Genomic DNA, 18,554 nt, shown 5'->3' with positions numbered 1-18,554 from the left:
ACAGGGATCGGCCCGGTGCGTTCGCGCACCGTCAACCAGGAGGTAGAAGATGAGTCATGTTGCCATTATCGGATCAGGCCTGATCGGGCGCAGCTGGTCGGTGGTTTTCGCCCGCGGCGGCCACGATGTGGTGCTGTTCGATAACCAGGCCGAAGTGCTGCCCCAGGCCCGCGAGCTGATCAGACAGACCCTCGAAGAGCTGGCCGCCAATGAGCTGCTCGACGAGCCACCGCAGCGCGTGCTGGACCGGGTACGGACCAGCAGCGACCTGGCGCAGGCACTCGAGGGCGCCATTCACGTCCAGGAGAATATCCCCGAAAGGGTGGAACTCAAGCAGACGCTGTTTGCTCAACTCGATGAGCTGGCCGCCCCGGAAATCACGCTGGCCAGTTCAACTTCGGGCATCCCGGCCTCGGATTTCACCGAGACCCTCACCCACCGTGAACGCTGCCTGGTCGCACATCCGGTCAATCCGCCGGCCCTGATCCCGCTGGTCGAACTGATTCCCGCACCCTGGACTGCTGATGCGGTACTCCAGCGTACCCGGCAACTGATGGCAGACATTGGTCAGTCACCAATCACCCTCGGCGGCGAGATTCCGGGATTTGCCGTCAATCGCCTGCAGGGCGCGCTGCTCAATGAAGCCTTCAATCTGATCGAGGATGGCTATCTCAGCGTCGATGACCTCGACCGGGTGGTCAGCGATGGCCTGGGCGCACGCTGGTTCTTCATGGGCCCGATCGAGACCATCGATCTCAATGCGCCGGAAGGTGTACGCGACTATATGACCCGACTCGGGCCGATGTATCAGCAGATCGCCGATTCCGCTCGCCCCCGTCATGGCTATAGCGAACAGCTGCTGGACCAGCTCGAACAGGCGCGGCGCGAAACACTGCCCGCCGACCAGCGCGATGAGCGCATGGCCTGGCGCGACCGCTACCTGGTCACTCTGGCCGCTCTGAAAAAGCGTCAGTCCACCTGACCCATCCGCCGGCGCGCCTGCACGGGCCGGCTACCCAATGGTGAACCGACAGACCACAGGTCCGGAAAAGACATTTTCCGTGGCCCCGGGGAAGCTGTGCCCGTGGCTCGGTTCATTCGGCATTTTTCGCCTCACTACAACCCGAGGTCCGCCATGAACATTCTCGGCGCAATCGAAAAGGTCCCCGGCGGGATCATGGTCATTCCGCTGCTGCTGGGCGCTACCGTCAATACCTTTCTTCCCGGTCTGCTCGAGATCGGTGGTTTTACCCAGGCCCTGTTCAAGGAGGGAGCCCTGCCGGTCATTGGTGCCTTCCTGTTCTGCATGGGCGCCCAGATTCCTATCCGGGCCACCGGCCCGATCGCCGAAAAGGGCTTCGCCATTCTGATCGGCAAACTGTTGGCCGGGGTGATCGTGGCGCTGATTGCCGCCTTCCTGATGCCTTCGGGCACCCTGCTGGCACTGTCGCCACTGGCCATCGTGGCAGCCATGACCAACTCCAACAGCGGCATGTATGTGGCCCTGACCGAACAGTTCGGCAACAAGACCGACACCGGCGCCGTCTCGGTGATCTCGCTCAATGATGGTCCCTTTCTCACCCTGCTGGTGCTGGGGGCCGCCGGGCTGGCCTCGATTCCACTGTTGACCTTCATCGGCGTGGTCGCGCCGGTACTGCTGGGCTTTATCCTCGGCAATCTGGATGAGAATCTGCGCCGTTTCCTGGCCCCCGGTCAGCGCATTCTGATTCCTTTCTTCGCCTTCCCGCTCGGGGCCGGTATCGATTTCAAAACCCTGATCGAAGCGGGGCTGCCGGGCGTGCTGCTGGGGCTGCTGACGCTGGTGGTATCCGGCGGCGGCGCCATGCTGCTACTTGCGCTGGTGCACCGTATCCGCCGGCGGCCGCACTATCGGCGCAATATCATTTCGGGCGCCTGTGAATCCTCCACGGCTGGTGCAGCGGTAGCCACACCCGCAGTCGTCGCAGCAGCCGATCCTGCCTACAAGGCCATCGAGGCGACGGCCACGGCACAGGTAGCCGGTTCCACGGTCACGACCGCCATTCTCACCCCGGTGCTGGCACTACTGATCTATCGCTGGCAGATGAAGCGGGGTATCGACCCGCAGCAGGAGTTCGAAGATGAGCCCATGCTGGATGACAGTGCAGTAGCCGAGCCCGCTACGCGATCATGAAAGCCTGAACCGGGTATCAGACTCCATTAACGCCGGGAGCATTACAGGTTCCCGGCAGGACCTTCCTGAATCTCCGGGGGCTGTTGTCGGGTGTTGCTGAACCCTGCGCCAGGTAAAAGCCTGCCCGGAGCCCACGCGCTTACGGACGAACCAGCGTCAGGGCGGCGCCCAGTCCATAAAGCACCAGCACAATGACACTCTCGAAGCCGATACCGCCCCAGTTATGCCGTTCGCGGCGGATCAGTCCCATCAGCAGGATGCCGGTCATCAGCAGGGTGATGGCCGTCCACAGCAGGATCGAGTCCGGCATGGCGTGATAGATCGACCCCTTGCGATAGGCGATATCGGACGTCGCCGCGAACAGGGTATCGAAGGCATTGCCACCGATAATGCCACTGATCGCCAGTGTCAGTGCCCCCCGGCGGACTGCCGCAATCGAGGTCACCAGCTCCGGCAGCGAGGTCGCCACCGCCGTCAGCAGCGCACCGACCGCTGTGGCAGAAAGCCCGGTCTGCTGGGTGAGCGCCGAGGCAACCCGCTCAAGCACTAGGCCGGTGAGGCCGAGCACTGCTGCCAGCAGCAGAAACCGAATCCACAGCGACGTCAGACTGCGCTTGCCGTCATCCTCCGCGGGGACATCCTCGAAGGTCTCGAAGGTCTTTTTCGGACGCCACATGGGATCATTCTGGGCCCCCCGCACCTTGACCAGGCCATAGAGATAGCCACCCAGCAGCAACGGTGTCACCGGATGAATGCCATATAGGGTAAAGGGCGGTGTCCAGGCGCCGATCAGCAACAGCGAGAGCAGACAGATCAGCAGTGCGCTCTGCATCAGATTGCCGATCGAGGGCGCAGCGTGCTCGAGATTGGCCCGTCGGTAGGTAATATCCGCCAGTGCCAGAAAAGCGGTTTGTACCGCAATGCCGCCCAGGGCGTTGCTCATCGCCAGGCCCGGTTGATCGCGGGCGGCAGCAGAAATCGACACCATGATGCCGGCCAGTGACGTCACGGCACCCAGCATGACCGAGCCGGCAATGGCCTCGCCCAGTCCGGTTCGGTCGGCCAGCCGGTCTACGACCCCGGTCAACCAGGTACCAATGGTACCGATGACGACCGCACAAACGGCAAACAGCCCCAGCGTGACCGCCAGGGGAAACGCGGTAAAATCAATGGACAAGAGCGCCTCCGGCAGCAATTGATCGACCAGCCCCGATGCAGAGACTAGCCACCCAGACGATGCGTTGCCATGTTAACCCGTGCGTGCCGGACGGAAAAAAGCCGCCTCTTCAGGGCGGCTTTTGATGAGCAGTTGATGAACTTTATCAGTTATTGTCGAAAAGATGACGATACTGTCGCGGCTGGCAGCGCAGATACTGGTTCGGTGCTTTCACCGTCGCGCCCAGTGACGCCGCAGCGTGCCATGGCCAGCGGGGGTCGTAGAGCATCGCCCGAGCCAGCGCGACAGCATCGGCCTCGCCGGTGCCAACAATGGCTTCGGCCTGCTCGGGCTCGTTGATCAGCCCCACGGCGATGACCGGCATGTTGACCACCTCACGCACCTGACGAGCAAACGGCACCTGGTAGTTGGGTCCCACCGGAATCTGTTGTACCGGGGTCAGGCCGCCACTGGAAACATGGATATAGCTGCAGCCCCGCTCGTCGAGTGCCCTGGCCAGCGCCAGCGTCCCCTCGATATCCCAGCCGCCTTCGGCCCAGTCACTGGCCGAGACACGTACGCCCACCGGCCTGCCTTTCGGAAACACCTCACGTACCGCGTCGAAGACCTCCAGCACCAGGCGCAGTCGATTTTCCAGACTGCCACCATATTCGTCATCACGTCGGTTGGAGAGTGGCGACAGAAACTGATGCAGCAGATAACCGTGCGCCGCGTGCAACTCGATGGCGTCCAAACCCAGGCGAGCCGACCGTTCTGCCGCTGCAACGAAATCCCCCTTGATCCGTTCGATCTCTTCAAGCGACAGCGCACTCGGCGGATGATCCGCCTCGCCATGCGGCAGTGCCGAAGGCGCCAGCGTCTGCCAGCCATTATCAGCGCCGGGTGGGATCTGCTCGCCGCCTTGCCAGGGGGCAGTTGTGGAAGCCTTGCGACCGGCATGACCAAGCTGAATGCCGATCGGCATATCGGAGTTGGCACGGATAGCCTTCAGGGTCCGTGCCAGCGCCTGCTCGTTGTCATCGCTGTAAAGGCCGAGGTCCTCGGGGCTGATACGCCCTTCCGGGGCCACGGCGGTCGCTTCCAGAATCAGCAGGCCGGCACCGGAAAGCGCCATGTGCCCCAGATGGATAAGATGCCAGTCGGTGGCATTGCCATTCTGTGCGGAGTACTGGCACATCGGCGCGATAATGATGCGATTGGGCAGTTCGAGATCATCAAGCTGTAGTGGCTCGAACAATCGGGGAGCAGACATGTATGTGTCCTCTGATCTACCGTTGATCCGCTGCCAGCCGCAGCGGGTTGAGTGGGACACAGTGTATATTGTTTTGCAGACTAACGGCCTGCGCCGGCATCATGATTTTCGAAGAGCATCATTGAGACAAATGATGATGCTCGGGACGGCCGCGTTCATCACGTTACGCTTGCTTGCACTTGCTTACCCTTTTTTGGCGACTGACGGGAACTTATTCCCGCGGCATCTTTCAAAGTCAGTGTTCCCTTGAATGATTCCTTGCATTCTGCAGGCCTGCCGGTCCCCCGGCAGGCCCTTTTTTTGCGTGCCTGTTACCGGATGATCATCAGTGAATGGTTTCCTGAGCAGCCGATCGTGGTCGACTGTTCTGCGCCGCCTGCGGATAAAGCTCCAGCAGCTGCATCAGTACGCCATTGGTCCAGCCAAAACCATCGACCACATCGTATTCGCCGCCCCCGCCGACACCGGGCGACACCACATTATATTTCTCCACCAGCTTGCCGGTCTGACGGTAGACCGACACATTGGTATCGATCCAGCGCCGCGCGATCTCACCGGCCAGCGCATCATGACCGTAGCGCTGCAGGCCGCGGATGGCTGCCCACTGCAGTGGCGCCCAACCATTGGGCGCATCCCACTGCTCCCCGGTATTGCGAGTCGTCGTGACAATCCCCCCGGGCTTCAGCAGCCGGGCTTGCAGGGTCTGCGCCACGGCATCGGCATGCGATGGCGTGGCCAGACCGAGAAACAGCGGGAAGCTGGTCGCGGCCGTCAACTCGCCGGTAAGTGTCTGCTGCGACCAGTCGTAGTCGCTGTAAAAGCCGGCGTCTGACCAGAACACCGTATTGAGCGCCTGCTGGCGTGCCTGTACCCGATCACGGTAGAAGGCCGCGCGCTCATTATTGCCCGCGACCTGCCAGGCCTGTGCCAGCGTATTTTCCAGATTGGCCATCAGACTGTTGAGATCCACCGGCAGGATATCGCGCGTCTCGATGGTAGACAGATGCTCACCATCGGCCATCCAGCGGGAACTGAAATCCCAGCCACTCTCGGCGGCCGCCCGCAGGTTGCCATATACCACCGGGGCCGGCCGATCACTCTGTGCCGCGGTGTCGATTTCAGCCGCATAGGCTTCCGGGCGAGGCCGATTCTCTCCGCCAAAGTATCGGTTGAGCAGTGTGCCATCGGGAAGCCGCACCACGCGTTCGCCGGCCTGACCGGGTGCCAGCTGATCGGCACCGCGCATCCAGAATGCATACTCCTTTTGCAGTTCAGGCAGATAACGGGTATAGACCTCATCCCCATCATGCTCGGCAAGCAGATTGACCATGGCGGAGAAGAACGGCGGCTGTGAACGGCTCAGAAAGTAGGTACGGGTACCGTTGGGGATAAAACCGTAGGTGTCGATCAGCCACGCGAAATTGGCCACCATGTCGCGCACCAGGTCATAGCGATCGCTTGCCGCCAGGCCGAGCATGGTGAAGTAGCTGTCCCAGTAGAACATCTCGTTGAAGCGGCCACCCGGCACGACATAACGATGCGGCAGCGCCACCATGGTACTGAGTGGGCCCTGCTGACTGTCTTCCGAAGAGCGAGTCAGTATCGGCCAGAGATTGCGAATATGCTGCGCGACCGGCGTATTCTCCGGCTCACTGAGTTTCTCATCGGGCGTGGGCGGCTTGCGAAAGTTCTGCTGCATGAAGGCCCGAATCTCTTCGGTGTTGCACTCGGGCTGGCAGGGCAGTGCGCGGTAATCAGCCAGTACCTCCGGCATGGGCCGCTCGGGAATCATGTCGACCAGCGTCTTGCCATCTTCATAAACATGGTGCAGCGCCGCATCCGCCAGCAGCGGCTGCCAGGTAGGCTCGGGCGAATCGGCAGCGGTTTTGGTCGTCAGTGTGCCGGAGCTGGCACAGCCGGCCAGTGCCAGCCATAGCGATAACAGCAGTGCCACATGGCCCTGTCGCAGGCCCTGGATGCGATGGTGATACATGCTCTGTTCCCTCGACGCTTTTTTGATATCTCGGAGCAGTCATTCGGTCTGCCCGTTTCAGTCGAGGGTAGTCAGCCACGCCGCGGGTGACATGTAGTCTTTGGGTGAAGGCAAGCACCGGTCATGATGGGCACACACGAAAACACCCGGGCCCGCCGAAGCGGGCCCGGGTGTCGAAGGGACGCTGCCCGAGGCAGCTATCCGATCAAACTCAGAGCGGCTTGATGCTCGAAGCCTGCAGACCCTTCTTGCCCTGGGTCACTTCGAAGGAAACTTCCTGACCTTCCTGAAGGGACTTGAAGCCATCAGCCTGAATTTCAGAGAAGTGCGCGAACAGATCATCGCCACCATCAGAAGGTGCGATAAAACCAAAACCCTTGGCGTCGTTGAACCACTTGACCGTGCCAGTTGCCATCTTTCGAATTCCTTGAGCGCTATGCGCTTTATTACATTACGATTGCCGGGTAACACCCGATGATAGTGGGTAAAACAAGGGGGATATAACCAGGCTATCGAATAATTCGATTACAACTGACGATATGCGACTTGCCAACCTACTGGCGGCAGTCTGCGCTGGCGCTGGCCAGTAGTCAATCATTGTTTTGCAAAAAAAAGGGCCTGCCCCCGAAATTCCGCTCGATACTGCATGAACTTCTGCCCTGACGGATGTCAGCTCACGCCCCGCCGCGCCCCATCATGCGATCAAGCTGTCGATAGCCGATGGCCTCCATCAACTGGGTGCGCATGACCCGGGGCGCCTCGCTGAGATCGGCAATGGTCAGTGCCACTCGTAGCACCCGATGATACGCCCGCGCCGAGAGATTGAGTCGATTGAGTACGTCGGAGAGCCAGGCCCGCTCGTCATCACCCAGCGCACACGCCGTCTCCAGCGTGGACGTATCGATATGGGCGTTGAGCCCGCCCCGGGCATGCTGTCTTTGTCGTGCGGCAAGCACACGTTGTCGCACCGTCGCCGAATCCTCGCCACGCTCGCGAGCAGTGAGCTGTTCGGCGGGCAGCGCCGGCACCTCGACCTGCAGATCGATACGATCGAGCAGCGGCCCGGAGAGACGCGCCTGATAGCGCTGCACTTGCTGCGGCGTGCAGTGACAGGGTTGGCGCGGATCACCGAGATGGCCGCAGGGACACGGATTCATGGCGGCCACCAGCTGGAAGCGCGCCGGATACTGGCGCTGATGGCTGGCACGAGCGATATGAATTCGACCGGACTCCAGCGGTTCTCTCAATACCTCCAGCACCTTGCGATCGAACTCCGGCAACTCATCGAGAAACAGCACGCCGTGATGCGCCAGCGAGATCTCGCCGGGCCTGGGTTTCGACCCACCCCCGACCAGTGCGGCGGCACTGGCGCCATGGTGTGGCGCACGAAACGGCCGCTGCCCCCAGCGCTCGAGAATATCCAGCCCGCAGACCGAACGAATGGCTGCCACTTCCAGGCACTCGTTCTCCCGCAGCGGTGGCAGAATGCCGGCCAGGCGACTGGCCAGCATGGTCTTGCCGGTCCCGGGAGGGCCGGCAAACAGCAGGTTGTGCCCCCCCGCCGCGGCGATCTCCAGTGCCCGCCGCGCCTGATGCTGGCCGCGTACCTCACAAAGGTCGAACGGGGGTAATGCCGCTGCGGGCGGCTCGCTCAGCACATGCGGCTCGATACGCTGCTGCCCCAGCAGATGCGCCACCACATCCAGCAGATGAGTCACCGGCAGTACCGTCAGCTCACCCGCCAGCGCCGCTTCATCGGCACAGGCCGCGGGCACCATCAGTGCACGACCGGCTCGCCTGGCGGCCATCGCCGCCGGCAGCACCCCGGGCACCGGACGCAGGTGACCATCAAGTGCCAGCTCTCCCAGACACTCCAGCCGGTCTACCGCCTCATGAGGAATCTGTCCCGATGCGACCAGAATGCCCAGGGCGATCGGCAGATCGAAGCGGCCACCCTCCTTGGGCAGATCGGCCGGCGCCAGATTGAGGGTGATGCGTTTGGTGGGAAACTCGAAGTTGGCGTTGATCAGCGCGCTGCGTACCCGCTCCCGGCTCTCCTTTACCGCGGTTTCCGGCAATCCGACAATCGCCAGCCCCGGCAGACCATTGGAGAGATGCACCTCGACCAGCACTTCCGGGGCATCGAGCCCCACACTGGCGCGAGTGGGAATGATGGCAAGCGTCACGACGGCTCCTGTGGGCAGCATTGGGCGGGCACCGATGTTCCATCGGCATTTCCTGTTGAATCGGCTGCCGATGGAAATGCTTGAGCATCGTGCCCGCCTGCGCCTCAGCCCCCGGTCCGCAGAATGCGTCGATAGAAGGCCAAGCCCAGTAGCACGAAGACGATCAGACCGAGCCACTGCGCCACCGATTCGAAACCGTCGCCGACCAGTGCCAGCGGGGCACTCTCACCGGTCGCGCCGATAATGCCGGCCATCAGCACGCCCATCAGACTCTCACCCACGATCAGCCCCGAGGCCAGCAGCACGCCACGCCGCCGCGGCTGTTCGGCTACCGATTCGAATACCTCGCCCTGGCGCGCGGCGCGACGCTTCAGTTGCCGATCAATGAACCAGCTGAGTACGGCACCAATCACCAGCGGCATGTTGATCGAGGGCGGCAGATAAATCCCGATTCCCACGGCCAGTACCGGCAGTCGGGCCACCCCACCGCGACGACGCAGCAGCTCATCGATCACGATCAGCCCCACACCCAGTGCCACGCCGGTGAGCACCATCGGCCAGTTGAGGTCATGGGAGAAGATGCCCTGCACGATGGCGGTCATCAGGGTCGCCTGCGGCGCGCCCAGCGCCTGATTCGGGTCCATGTCGGGGCTCGGCAGCGCTCCGGTAAAGCCATAGGCGTGATACAGCAGTGACAGCACCGGTGGAATCACCAGCGCACCGACGATACAGCCAATGATCAGCGCGATCTGTTGGCGCCGCGGCGTTGCCCCGAGCAGCCACCCGGTCTTGAGATCCTGCAGGTTGTCATTGGAGATGGCGGCCACCGCCACGACCACCGAAGTGGTGAACAGCGCCAGGGCGGTGGGCAGTTTGGCTGCCACCGAACCTTCAAGCTGGCTCAGCGCATCGCTGACGCCGGTAAAGGCCAGAATCAGCAGCGACACCAGGATCACTGCCATGATGCCGATGCCGGAAATGGGACTGCTGGACGAGCCTACCAGCCCGGCCATATAGCCACAGGCGGCCGCAATCAGAAACCCGAAGGCAAAGGCGAACAGCACACAGCCGCCGACCAGCGTCCAGAACGGTAACGCGGCCATGGCAGGCGCTGCATCCCCGAGGAAGTCGGCGAAGACCGCAATCAGGGCCACCAGCAGTACGCCCAGCAGTGCCAGAATGATACGGGGCGAGAGATCCTGCTCGGTACGCCCCGGCGCCTTGCGGCCCGCATCGTTGCGCATCGCGCCCAATGAGGCACGGATGCCGGTCACCATGGGGCCAAACAGCGAGATCAGCGTCCAGACAGCCGCGATACCGATGGTGCCGGCACCGATGAAACGCACATCGCTGGACCAGCGTGCCATCGCCAGCGCCTTGAGCGACTCGCCCTGATCCGGCGCAATGGCCGTCAGCCAGGGCACCGCCACACCCCAGGCGAGCAGGGTACCGATCAGAATCGCCATGCCTCCGACAATGCCGACCAGGTAGCCGGCACCCACCAGTGCCAGCGAAAATCCGGTAGAGAGCTGAAAGGCACTGCGCCCGACGCTGAACCAGACACTGATGCTCTCGGCCAACACCCGAAAGCCACCGCTGCACAGCGAGAACAGCGCCGCCACGAGGCCACCCAGCGCAATTTCACGAGCACCCGGCTCGCTGCCGGAAGCCGCCTGCGGGGCGGATCGTTCATCTGTTGGCGAGGGATCTTCAGCGGCGTGCCGGCTGCCGACATCGAGTATCTCGGCGGCGGCCACGCCTTCGGGATAGGGCAGCGAGCTCTGCACCACCATCACCCGGCGCAGGGGAATGGTATAGAGCACCCCGAGAATGCCGCCAATGGCGCAGATGGCGGCGGTCTGCCAGAACGGGAAGCCCTGCCAGTAGCCCACCATCAGAAGCCCCGGCAGGATGAAGATGATGGCTGACAGGGTCCCCGCCGCCGAGGCCTGGGTCTGCACCATGTTGTTTTCGAGTACGTTGGCACCACGACAATAGCGCAGCACCGCCATGGAAATGACGGCTGCCGGAATCGAAGAGGCGAAGGTCAGCCCCACCTTGAGGCCGAGATAGACATTGGAGGCGGTGAACAACACCGTGATCAGGGCACCCAGCAGTACGCCACGCAGCGTCAGCTCGGGCAGGGAGGTCTCATCGGGAATGTATTGCGGCATGGTCTTGCGAAAGATCCTGACAGGCGAGCGGGCCCGGTGGAGGCCGGGTAACGAATATTCGGGTTATCAACGCGATAACGAGCCGATGCCAGCGGATTCGGCATCGGCTCGGGAGGCAGGCAATCAGCGCGTGTCGTCGCCGTCCTTGCCCGGATGAGGAGACGCAGAGGCGTTTTTCTCGGGCGCATCCGCCGGCGTATTGGTCTGTTCGGCCTGGGCGGTCGTCGTGGAGGCGGTGTGATCCCCCCGTTCATCCAGTGCTGCTTCGAGATCGGCGACCTGCTTCTCGAGCGCTTCAACGCGCGAACGGGTGCGCTGCAACACTTCCATCATGACGTCGAAATCCTCGCGCGAGACCAGCTCGAGCCGGTCGAAGGCACCCCGCATGGCGCCGTGCACCGTGCGCTGAATCTCTTCCGGTGCATGCGAAGCGTCCTGAAGCCGCTCTCCGATCTGCTGCGCCAGACGGCCGAAAACATCCTGTCGTGCCATGAAGCTACCTCACGAGTTCGTGACCAATCTGCCGGACAGCACTGACCTGCCACCCGACTGCTACCTACAAGGATACGCAAGCCCGCGCAGTTACGCATTGATCCCGACATGAAAAACCCTGGATGTCCCGGTGCAGTGCATGGCTGATGCAAATCTGTGCAGAACACGCCCATGAACGCCCGGGCAACCCATACCCACCTGACCGGCGCACCAAAAGAGCGCGCCAGCGGCCCTTGGCCTGCGCCAAAAGGGTCGAAAATGGTGCACCGAGCGCACCGTCGCCATCGGGCGAACCGCGTCGGCAACACTTTTTTACTTTCCAAGTCGCTGATTTTGCTCACTTGTGAGGCTGATGGCACAGCTTCTGCCCTGAGATAGGGCAGGCGCCAGCCACAAGGGAGATAACACGACATGAAACTCATCACCGCCATCATCAAGCCATTCAAGCTCGATGACGTCAGAGAGGCCCTGGCGGATCACGGTGTGCAAGGGATCACGGTGACCGAGGTCAAGGGCTTCGGTCGTCAGAAGGGCCATACCGAACTCTATCGGGGCGCGGAATACGTGGTCGACTTCCTGCCCAAGGTGAAGCTCGAAGTGGCCGTCGATGACGAGCGCGTCGATGGCGTACTCGATGCCATTCGTCAGGCGGCCAACAGCGGCAAGATCGGCGACGGCAAGCTGTTCGTCACCCCACTGGAAGATGTCATCCGTATTCGCACCGGTGAACGCGGCGTCGACGCGGTATAACGCCCAGGGTCAAGGAACCAATCATGAATGATCTGATTCAAGTCCAATACGCTCTCGATACCTTTTACTTTCTGGTCATGGGTGCACTGGTCATGTGGATGGCGGCCGGTTTCGCCATGCTCGAGGCCGGTCTGGTGCGTGCCAAGAACACCACCGAAATCCTGACCAAGAACGTGGTGCTGTTCGCCATCGCCTGCACCATGTATCTGCTGATCGGCTACCACATCATGTACTCCAGCTCATCGGGTGGCTTCTTCCCGAGTTTCGGCTTTTTGCTGGGCAGTGAGCACTCGGTGGATGATGTGCTGGGCAGCAACGGCGATGTCTACTACTCCGCCCGTTCGGACTTCTTCTTCCAGGTCGTCTTCGTCGCCACGGCCATGTCGATCGTCTCCGGCGCCGTCGCCGAGCGCATGAAGCTCTGGGCCTTCATGGTCTTTGCCGTCATCATGACCGGCTTCATCTATCCCGTTCAGGGCTACTGGAAGTGGGGTGGTGGTTTTCTCGATGCAGCCGGCTTCCAGGATTTCGCCGGCTCCGGCGTTGTGCACCTGTGCGGTGCGACTGCCGCACTGGCCGGCGTCATGCTGCTGGGCGCGCGCAAGGGCAAATACGGCAAGAACGGTGCCATCTACGCCATCCCGGGTGCCAATCTGCCACTGGCTACGCTGGGCACCTTCATCCTCTGGCTGGGCTGGTTCGGCTTCAACGGCGGCTCCGAGCTGAAGGTCTCCAATATCACCGAAGCCAACGCGGTCGCTCAGGTATTCGTCAACACCAATGCGGCGGCAGCCGGGGGCGTGATCGCCGCGCTGATCCTCGCCAAGCTGTGGTTCCGCAAGGCCGACCTGACCATGGCCCTCAATGGGGCGCTGGCCGGGCTGGTGGCGATTACTGCCGAGCCACTGGCGCCCTCTGCGCTGGGTGCCACACTGATCGGTGCCGTGGGCGGCCTGCTGGTGGTGTTTGCCATCGTCGCGATCGATAAACTGCGCATCGACGATCCGGTCGGTGCCATTTCGGTGCACGGCGTGGCCGGTATCTGGGGTCTGCTGGCGGTACCGCTCTCCAACGGCGACGCCAGTTTCGGCGCACAGCTGCTGGGCATCGTCTCCATCTTCATCTGGACCTTTGTCGCCAGCCTGGTCGTATGGGGCATCATCAAGGCGGTCATGGGGCTGCGGGTCACTGAAGAGGAAGAATACGAAGGCGTCGACGTTGCCGAATGCGGCATGGAGGCCTACCCCGAGTTCACCGGCGGCAAGAAGTAACCGCCCCCCGTTGTGAGCTGGCGTGCTCCCTGGCACCCCTCGGGGGTGCCTTTTTTGTCTCGGTAGCGCTTTTTCATTCCTTCGGCACGCATTGTATGCTGAAGATACACAGCATCACTCCGAGACGCTCGGTCAAACCGCACTCATCACAGGCAAGGATACAAGTCATGAAACTGGTCTCCGCTATCATCAAGCCGTTCAAGCTCGACGATGTGCGCGAATCACTCTCAGAAGTGGGCGTACAGGGTATTACCGTTACCGAGGTAAAGGGGTTCGGACGACAGAAAGGGCATACCGAGCTCTATCGCGGGGCAGAATACGTGGTGGATTTCCTGCCCAAGGTCAAGCTGGAAGTCGCGGTCGACGAGTCGATGGTCGACGAGGTAATCGAAGCCATTACCTCGGTCGCCAACACCGGCAAGATCGGTGACGGCAAGATCTTTGTCTCGCCGCTCGACCAGGTCATTCGTATCCGAACCGGTGAAACCGGCAAGGATGCCGTCTGAGCACCGGCAGCCACCTACACCCGCCGACCGGCAGAGCCGATCGGCGGTTTTCGTTTCAATGAGGGAACGCTGCAGTAACCGCGCGGCCACATCGGCCGTGGCTCACCTGACCAAAGGGCGAGTTGCACCGCCCCGGGGGCTGCCCATGATCGGAAAACCGCTGTCCCCGGCCTCAACCGGCAGTCGACACGGTCGCCTGTTCGCGTCGACCAACGATGGCGATGCCGGCCAGTGACATCAGAATGGAGATGATCGGCACGCTGTAGTTCAGCACGGCATAGGGCGCATAAGCCCAGGCACTCACGCCCAGCGCACTGTAGACGAACACCGCATCAGTGCTCCATGGCACCAGTGCCGAGGTAATGGTACCGCCATCCTCGAGCGCCCGGGACAGGTTCTTCGGATGCAATTCTCGCTGCTGATAGGCCCTGGCGTACATTCTGCCCGGAAGAATAATGGAGATGTACTGCTCGGCCGTCAGGATATTGGTCAGAAACGAAGACACCACGGTCGCGGCACACAATCGCCGACCGCTGCTGGCCAGTTTCAGCACGCCGCCGACAATAGCGTTCAGCATGCCGGTGCTCTCCATGATGCCGCCGAAGATCATGGCAATGATCGCCAGCGAGACCGTATACATCATCGACTCCAGCCCGCCCTGGCTGAGCAGACCATCCACGGTCTCGTTCCCGGTATGCGCGACATAGCCGCTCTGCAGGATATCAAACAGCGTGGCGATATCACTGCCCTGCACCCACAGGCAGGCCAGGCTGCCCAGTATGATCCCCACAACCAGCGTGGGAATGGCCGGTACCCTGCTGATGGCGAGCAGCGGGATCATCAGTGGCACGACGAAGAGCCACGGTGAGATCACGTAGTTCGTCTGCAGCGCGTTCGTTACCGTCCCGATCGATTGACTCATGTCGCTGGCGGAGTGATCACCCGCCATCAGCACGTAGATCACCAGGGCGAGGGCGAGCCCGGGGAGGGTGGTATACAGCATGTGGCGGATATGCTCGAAGATGTTGGCACCGGCAATGCCCGAGGCCAGCACGGTGGTATCCGATAGCGGCGACATCTTGTCGCCGAAAAAGGCACCCGATACCACCACGCCGGCTATGGCCGCGGGGGCAATTCCCATACTGGTTCCCGCGGCCATGCCTGCAATCCCCAGCGTGCCAATGGTCGACCACGAGCTGCCCATCATCAGCGTACTGATGGCACAGATCACCATCAGCGCCGGCAGAAACCAGTCGGGTGACAGGAATTCGAGTCCGTAATAGATCATGGCGCCCACAATACCGCCGCCGACCCAGGCACTGATCAGCATGCCGACCAGCATCAGGATGACCACGGCCGGCAGCACCTTCCTGATCCCCGTATAAATGGACTCCTCGATCTCGCCCCATGAAAAACCCCGACACCAGGCCAAGAGACCGGCCGTTACTGCGCCGATCAGCAGCGGTATATGGGGACTGCCTTCAAAGACGATGATGGTGACCATCATCGCAATCATCATCACGACAAAGGGAATGGCCGCCAGATATAAAGGAACGTGTTGTCTTTCTTCCGCCATGTTCACGTTGTCCTGTCGCTATTATGCCTGGGAAGCAATCCACGGCATGGCTCAATGCCGTGGGTTACCAAAGATCGGTTTATTCAGTGGACGGGCAGCAGATTGTCAGGCATGAGCGTATTGAGAGGGCGCTGTTTCAGCAGCTCGGTGGTCGTCAGTCCATGGCGCAACTGGCGCAGGCAGGCGCTCATCCGCCGAGGCGAGTCGCGAGTGATGAGCGTCCTGCCATCCATCATGTCGATCATCCCGAATTCAAGGCAACTGCCATCACAACGGCGCCCCTGGCTGGTGTAAACCTATAGCGCCACTGCATCCACTTCGGCAGAGGCCTGTGCCTGCGCGCTGGCCACAGCCTCCTCACCCATGCCAAAGCCCTCGGCATAGATGAACTCGATATCGCGCATACCCAAAAACCCGAAGAAGGTAGTCAGATACGGCGTGACCAGGTCGGTTTCACTATTGCGGTGCAGTCCGCCGCGCGTGGTGATCACGAACACCCGCTTGCCGTGAATCAGCCCTTCAGGACCGTTTTCGGTGTAGCGGAAGGTCAGTCCCGCCCGGGCGATGAAATCGCACCAGGTCTTGAGCTGGGTAGGAATATTGAAGTTGTACATCGGCGCAGTCACGATCAGCGTATCGTGCGCGTGAATCTCATCGATCAGCCGGTCGGACAGGGCCAGCGCTTCAAGCTGCGCCGGCGTCGGCTCACTGACGCTGCCCCGCAAGGCCGCCATCAGCTCACCATCGAGCACGTCCACCGGGGTGATCGCCAGATCGCGAACGGTCACGCTATCGTCACCGTATTCGGCGCGAAAGCGATCCCCCAGCCGTTCGGCCAGTGCCGTCGATTGGGAGGCGTCACCCAGTATGCTGGATTTGAGAATCAGGGCGCTGCTCATGAAAATCTCCATCTGAAGGTCATACGCCATCTGGCGAAAAGCAGCACTGTACTCCGGCCAGAGGAGCTACCAAAGCGAATAGATTGGCCGCCGGCATTCGATTTCTTCGAACATCCGGCGGGCAGTCCCGGCACTTTTGGCACCTGCCTTATTTTTCGACGAAGGCGCGCTCGATGACGTAATCCCCCGGCTCGCCCATGCGTGGCGAGATGGCAAAGCCCAGCTCATCGAGTACGGTGCTGGTCTCATCCAGCATGGCCGGGCTACCACAGAGCATGGCGCGATCATGCTCGGGGTCGAGCTGCGGCAGACCGATATCGGCCGCCAGCTTGCCGGAGCGAATGTGATCGGTGAGTCGACCGGTGGTGTGGAACGCCTCGCGCGTCACCGTCGGGTAGTAGATCAGTTTCTCGCTGATCTCCTCGCCGAGCAGCTCATGCGCCGGCAGTTCTTCGGTGATGAAATGGTGATAGGCCAGCTCGCTGACGGTACGCACCCCATGCACCACCACAATCCTGTCGAAGCGCTCATAGGCTTCGGGATCCTGAATCAGGCTCAGAAACGGCGCCAGACCCGTACCGGTGGAGAGCAGATAGAGATGACGGCCGGCCTTGAGATCATCCAGTACCAGCGTACCGGTCGGCTTGCGGCTGACCAGAATCTGATCGCCGACCTCAAGATGCTGCAGACGCGAGGTCAGCGGTCCGTCCGGCACCTTGATGGAAAAGAATTCGAGCTCTTCCGCCCAGTTGGGACTGGCGATCGAATAGGCACGTGTCAACGGCTTGCCATCGACCTCGAGGCCGATCATCACGAACTGGCCGTTTTTGAACCGCAGGCTATCTTCACGGGTAGTGCGGAAACTGAACAGCGACTCGTTCCAGTGATGAACACTGAGCACTTCGGCAGTGGCAAACTTGCTGGACACGGATGTAACCCCCAAAAATGACTCGCATTTGCGAAATAATCCAATGTACACATTCTAATCGTCACGGCGCAGGGGGGGAACCGCCCTGCCGCAACCGGTCGTGACTCGGCGAAAGGAAACTGCGCCATGATTCGCACGCGCATCCTCAATGAAGGCACGCTGCACTGTTTTCCCACCGGCCTGCGTGATGAGCAGGGCCGCCTGGTCAACGCCGAGATTTCAGCGGCTGTCTTTGATGGCGAGAGATTGATTCTTGCCAGCGACAAGCCGATCCCCGGTGAGTCGCGTTCGGCAGTGTTTGCCGTTCCCATGGGTGAAAACGGCCCACAGGAAGAGGGGCTGGAGTATTTTACCGGCGATGCCATCAAGCGGGCCACCAAGTACGAAGACTTCGCCCTCACCGCGAATGGCCGTCATGTACTGGCGACCACCGGCTTTGATCGTATCGACGAAGACAGCCATGAACTCAATGCCTGGAATCACCTGCTGATCTGGCCGCTGGGCCAGCCGGAACGGATCAGTGTGGTAGACCCCGATCCGCGAGATGATGTCACCGGCTCACTGGAGCTGCGCCGCCGGCTCGATGAAGCCATCGGTCTGCCCTATTACAAGATCGAAGGGCTCGCAGCCATTCCTGCCGATCAGGGTGACGGTCTGCTGCTGTTCGGCATCCGCGAACAGGGTCAGTCCCACGAAGACTTCGATTATGTCAGTCGTGTAGTGGGTGCTCACTATCGCGTTGATGAGCAGGATCGCCTGACATTCATTGATGATATCCGTGAGCTGCTGGCCTTCGACCCGGGCGCTCATGAAGGGGTCCGTCATGTCTGCGGGCTGTCGAGCCTGGAGTATGACCCCTACAACGGACGGCTGTATCTGCTGACCAGCTTCGAGACCGAAGAGGAAGGGCTGCACGCCATCGGCGGCTACCTCTGGGTGATGACGCTCGAGGATTTCCATGCTCGCCGGGCACCAGGCCTGGTCGGCGATGATGAAGGCGCCCCCAGAATCTTCGAACACAAGGCCGAGGGTCTGGCCGTGCTGGATGCCCATCGATTGCTGGTCGCCTACGACAACGACCGGGAGATGGCGCTGGGCAGCCTCGAAGGGGAGCGCGAGGAACGCTATACCAGTGAAGCGCCCTGGACACTGCTCTCCGTTGACTGAGCCCACCGGG

At 61.5% G+C, this 18,554-nt stretch carries 17 protein-coding genes; 6 read left to right on the top strand and 11 right to left on the bottom strand.

Annotation, left to right across the window (positions count from 1 at the left end):
- Positions 1–49: 49 nt before the first annotated feature.
- Together FY550_RS00490 and FY550_RS00485 are read left to right on the top strand one after the other, a co-directional pair.
- Positions 50–982, top strand: a complete 933-nt coding sequence (locus FY550_RS00490; RefSeq protein ID WP_070980540.1) for a 3-hydroxyacyl-CoA dehydrogenase — start codon at positions 50–52, stop codon at positions 980–982.
- A gap of 153 nt (positions 983–1,135) precedes the next feature.
- Positions 1,136–2,173, top strand: coding sequence for a 2-keto-3-deoxygluconate permease (locus tag FY550_RS00485; protein WP_070980538.1), 1,038 nt, complete (start codon positions 1,136–1,138; stop codon positions 2,171–2,173).
- Between the two features lie 139 nt (positions 2,174–2,312).
- Here FY550_RS00485 and FY550_RS00480 read toward each other — a convergent pair whose 3' ends face one another.
- The 7 genes from FY550_RS00480 to FY550_RS00450 all read right to left on the bottom strand — a co-directional run bounded on the left by FY550_RS00480 (position 2,313) and on the right by FY550_RS00450 (position 11,447).
- Positions 2,313–3,350 carry a sodium:calcium antiporter gene (locus FY550_RS00480; RefSeq protein WP_199287826.1) on the bottom strand — a complete coding sequence of 346 codons (1,038 nt, stop codon included), beginning with the start codon at positions 3,348–3,350 and terminating at the stop codon, positions 2,313–2,315.
- A 145-nt stretch (positions 3,351–3,495) separates the two neighbouring features.
- Positions 3,496–4,602, bottom strand: coding sequence for an NADH:flavin oxidoreductase/NADH oxidase (locus FY550_RS00475; RefSeq protein ID WP_070980536.1), 1,107 nt, complete (start codon positions 4,600–4,602; stop codon positions 3,496–3,498).
- Between the two features lie 325 nt (positions 4,603–4,927).
- Positions 4,928–6,595: an alpha,alpha-trehalase TreA gene (gene treA, locus FY550_RS00470; RefSeq protein ID WP_084388223.1), complete on the bottom strand. Its 1,668-nt coding sequence runs from the start codon at positions 6,593–6,595 to the stop codon at positions 4,928–4,930.
- Between the two features lie 211 nt (positions 6,596–6,806).
- Positions 6,807–7,010 carry a cold-shock protein gene (locus FY550_RS00465; protein WP_070980530.1) on the bottom strand — a complete coding sequence of 68 codons (204 nt, stop codon included), beginning with the start codon at positions 7,008–7,010 and terminating at the stop codon, positions 6,807–6,809.
- A 259-nt stretch (positions 7,011–7,269) separates the two neighbouring features.
- Complete coding sequence (locus FY550_RS00460) at positions 7,270–8,781, bottom strand: YifB family Mg chelatase-like AAA ATPase (RefSeq protein WP_070980924.1); 1,512 nt, start codon at positions 8,779–8,781, stop codon at positions 7,270–7,272.
- 104 nt (positions 8,782–8,885) lie between these two features.
- Complete coding sequence (locus tag FY550_RS00455) at positions 8,886–10,955, bottom strand: OPT family oligopeptide transporter (RefSeq protein ID WP_070980528.1); 2,070 nt, start codon at positions 10,953–10,955, stop codon at positions 8,886–8,888.
- 123 nt (positions 10,956–11,078) lie between these two features.
- The gene (locus FY550_RS00450) at positions 11,079–11,447 is read right to left on the bottom strand and encodes an accessory factor UbiK family protein (protein ID WP_070980525.1); all 369 of its coding nucleotides are present in this window, start codon (positions 11,445–11,447) and stop codon (positions 11,079–11,081) included.
- A 411-nt stretch (positions 11,448–11,858) separates the two neighbouring features.
- On the opposite strand from FY550_RS00450, the gene FY550_RS00445 reads away from it, so the two are divergent.
- The 3 genes from FY550_RS00445 to FY550_RS00435 all read left to right on the top strand — a co-directional run bounded on the left by FY550_RS00445 (position 11,859) and on the right by FY550_RS00435 (position 13,974).
- Entirely contained in the window at positions 11,859–12,197 is a 339-nt protein-coding gene (locus FY550_RS00445; RefSeq protein ID WP_070980523.1) for a P-II family nitrogen regulator, read from the top strand.
- A gap of 23 nt (positions 12,198–12,220) precedes the next feature.
- Positions 12,221–13,468, top strand: a complete 1,248-nt coding sequence (locus FY550_RS00440; protein WP_070980521.1) for an ammonium transporter — start codon at positions 12,221–12,223, stop codon at positions 13,466–13,468.
- Between the two features lie 167 nt (positions 13,469–13,635).
- Entirely contained in the window at positions 13,636–13,974 is a 339-nt protein-coding gene (locus FY550_RS00435; RefSeq protein WP_070980519.1) for a P-II family nitrogen regulator, read from the top strand.
- A gap of 172 nt (positions 13,975–14,146) precedes the next feature.
- On the opposite strand, the gene nhaC is transcribed toward FY550_RS00435, so the two are convergent.
- The 4 genes from nhaC to FY550_RS00420 all read right to left on the bottom strand — a co-directional run bounded on the left by nhaC (position 14,147) and on the right by FY550_RS00420 (position 17,377).
- Positions 14,147–15,550, bottom strand: coding sequence for a Na+/H+ antiporter NhaC (gene nhaC / locus FY550_RS00430; protein ID WP_070980517.1), 1,404 nt, complete (start codon positions 15,548–15,550; stop codon positions 14,147–14,149).
- 83 nt (positions 15,551–15,633) lie between these two features.
- Positions 15,634–15,786 carry a hypothetical protein gene (locus FY550_RS16815; RefSeq protein ID WP_168169348.1) on the bottom strand — a complete coding sequence of 51 codons (153 nt, stop codon included), beginning with the start codon at positions 15,784–15,786 and terminating at the stop codon, positions 15,634–15,636.
- Positions 15,787–15,846: 60 nt separating this feature from the next.
- Positions 15,847–16,449, bottom strand: a complete 603-nt coding sequence (locus FY550_RS00425) for an FMN-dependent NADH-azoreductase (protein WP_070980922.1) — start codon at positions 16,447–16,449, stop codon at positions 15,847–15,849.
- 148 nt (positions 16,450–16,597) lie between these two features.
- Positions 16,598–17,377: a ferredoxin--NADP reductase gene (locus FY550_RS00420; protein ID WP_070980514.1), complete on the bottom strand. Its 780-nt coding sequence runs from the start codon at positions 17,375–17,377 to the stop codon at positions 16,598–16,600.
- A gap of 126 nt (positions 17,378–17,503) precedes the next feature.
- Between FY550_RS00420 and FY550_RS00415 the strand changes: the two genes are divergently transcribed.
- A complete protein-coding gene (locus tag FY550_RS00415; protein ID WP_070980511.1) occupies positions 17,504–18,544 on the top strand; it encodes a hypothetical protein in 1,041 nt (346 codons plus the stop codon).
- Positions 18,545–18,554: the final 10 nt, after the last annotated feature.

It is taken from the genome of Kushneria phosphatilytica, from assembly GCF_008247605.1.
Taxonomy (GTDB): domain Bacteria; phylum Pseudomonadota; class Gammaproteobacteria; order Pseudomonadales; family Halomonadaceae; genus Kushneria; species Kushneria phosphatilytica.
Note: the sequence above shows the minus strand (reverse complement) of the source record. Positions and strands in the feature narration are given on the sequence as shown.